The sequence below is a fragment of the Mycobacterium sp. genome (assembly GCF_049802695.1).
Classification (GTDB): Bacteria; Actinomycetota; Actinomycetes; order Mycobacteriales; family Mycobacteriaceae; genus Mycobacterium.
In genome coordinates, this window is sequence record NZ_JBARMY010000536.1 from 1 (window position 1) to 2373 (window position 2373).

General features: G+C 69.9%; 2 protein-coding genes and 1 pseudogene. All 3 read right to left on the reverse strand.

Going from position 1 to position 2373, the window contains the following annotated elements:
- On the reverse strand, positions 1–1100 hold a 1100-nt coding region (gene menD, locus WA317_RS21180; protein WP_425174895.1), incomplete at its 3' end, for a 2-succinyl-5-enolpyruvyl-6-hydroxy-3-cyclohexene-1-carboxylic-acid synthase.
- Between the two features lie 135 nt (positions 1101–1235).
- Positions 1236–2024, reverse strand: coding sequence for an alpha/beta fold hydrolase (locus WA317_RS21185; protein ID WP_425174896.1), 789 nt, complete (start codon positions 2022–2024; stop codon positions 1236–1238).
- 166 nt (positions 2025–2190) lie between these two features.
- Positions 2191–2373 (reverse strand): annotated as a pseudogene (locus tag WA317_RS21190) (o-succinylbenzoate synthase); the annotation flags it as partial.

Consider the following 2373-nt stretch of genomic DNA (forward strand, 5'->3'; position numbering starts at 1 on the left):
GGACGCAGCGCGTCGGCCACCGCGGCGGCGACGTGCAGACCCGTCGTCAGCGGGTGCGCCCGGAGTTGACCGCGCACCGCATCGGCCGCCTGCCGGTTTGCCTGAGCGCAGCGCTGAAGCCACGACGGGTTCGGGGTGCCGGTCAGCACCGCGCGGGTGCCGGTGGCCTGCGAATTGCCGGATACATCGGGCCAGCGCGGCCCGGTGGTCAGCGCATAGACCGGCACGGACGGGTCGGCCAGCAGCGCCGACACCGGGCGGTGCAGGGTGGGCCGGCCCAGCATGATGACCTGTTGCGGGCGGAGCAACCGGAGGGCCAATGGATGCAGCGGGTTGACCGCCGGCGGTGCGGTGGGCTCGGCGACGGTCGGCAGATCCACCAGATTCGGGTGCGCACCGGCGCCGTGGCCGGCGATGACGACGGTGTCGGCGGTCAAGTCGATATCCAGCGGCTGGTCGAAGGTGACCGGCGGGGTGTAAGTCCAGGGTTTCCCGCCGGCCCGGCCGGTCGGCATTGCGGCGTTTCCGCTGTGCAGGTCCGGCACCAGCGGTTCGCGCAGCGGAATGTCGAAGTGGACCGGGCCCGCGTTGGCGGTCCGCGATCCGGTTGCGGCCGCCACGACGCGGCAGGTGGCCGACCGCCAGGTCGCGTTGAACGAGTCCATCCGCTCATACCCGTCTTCGGCCAGCCCCAGGCTGATGGTGGCGCGGACCTGGGTGCCGAAGTAGCCGAGCTGTTCCATGGTCTGGTTGGCGCCGGTTCCGAGCAACTCGTAGGGCCGGTTGGCTGACAACACGATCAGCGGCACCCGCGCGTAGTTGGCCTCCACGACCGCTGGACCGAGGTTGGCCACCGCCGTGCCCGACGTCATCGCGACACATACCGGTGCGCCGGCTCCGATCGCCAACCCGATGGCCAGGAACCCGGCGGTGCGCTCGTCGATGCGGACATGCAGCCGGATCCGGCCGGCACGGTCGGCGTCGTCCAGCGCGAACGCCAGCGGCGCGTTACGCGAGCCCGGGCACAGCACCACATCGCGCACCCCGCCGCGGATGAGCTCGTCGACGACGACGCGGGCTTGAGTCGTCGAAGCGTTCACCACTTCAGGCTAGTCGGGCGACGATGCGGGCCGGTACGGCCCGAGGAGAAGCCCGACGATTCGGATTCAGTCGGGCGACGATGCGGGCCGGTACGGCCCGAGGAATAGCCCGACGATCGGATTCAGTCGGGTTGATCAGACGGCCGCACCGGCCAGGAACTGCAGCGCCGCGGTGTTGACCGCCTCCGGCCGCTCCAGGAAGCCGAGATGCCCGGCGTCGGCCACTTCCAGGTAGCGGCCGCCGGGGATGGCGTCGGCTACTTCGCGTCCCAGATGCGGCGGCGTCACCACGTCGTCGCGGAACCCGATCACCAGCACCGGTGCGGTGATGGCGCTATAGGCGGCCAGCCGGCTGCGCGTCGGCGCGACATTCACCTGGCAGCGCAGTCCGGGTGTGGACTTGTGCGGCCACATGGTGAACATCGCGATCCAATCACCGGCGGCCACGTCGTCGTTCAGCGTCTTGGGTGAGAAGCTCTCCAGCATCCGGACTTTAGCGCTGTAAGCGATCGGCAGGTCGACGTCCGACGCGGCGACCTCGGCGTCGGCGGAGCGGAAGAAGTCCCGGCTGCGATCCAGGCGACCACGGGTGGCCATCAGGACGGCTTTGCTGACCAGGTCGGGCCGGACCAGCATTAGTTCCTGAGCGATGAATGCGCCCATCGACACTCCGACGATGCGCGCCGGAGCCGCGCCCAGGCTTTCGATCAGCGCCGCGGTGTCGGCGACCATCGTCTGGGTGGTGAATCCGTCGGCGTTCCCGGTGGCGCCGATCCCCCGGTTGTCGAACGTGATGACACGGTATCCGGCCGCCAGGAACGCCGGCACCTGGTGCAGATGCCACCCGCGCCCGGCGCCTCCCCAGCCGGCGATGAACACCACCGGTTCTCCGGTCCCGTTGTCGGTGTAGGCCAAGTTGGTCACGGGCTCGAACCTACGCGACGCCGTCGGGTCACTCAGCCCCAGAAGGCGCAGTTATGCCGCTATCGCGGGATGCGATCGAGTGTGCGGGTGCTTGCCGCCATCGGCTCGTCGCTGACGCTGAACCCGGTGAACTGCAGGTCAACGTGCGGCTTTTACCGGTGCCGGGTCAGGTCAGCAGCCCATGGCAGGCTTTGATCCGGTCAATCCACCACTGCCGGCGCTCCGGCGGCGCGGCCAGGGACTGCAACCGCGCCGGATCAGGCGTCACGCGCACGACGGGCAGTTCACCGTCGACGGGCACCACCGGCCCAACGACGTCCTCGACGAAGAGCCGGCCGGTGCCCAGCCC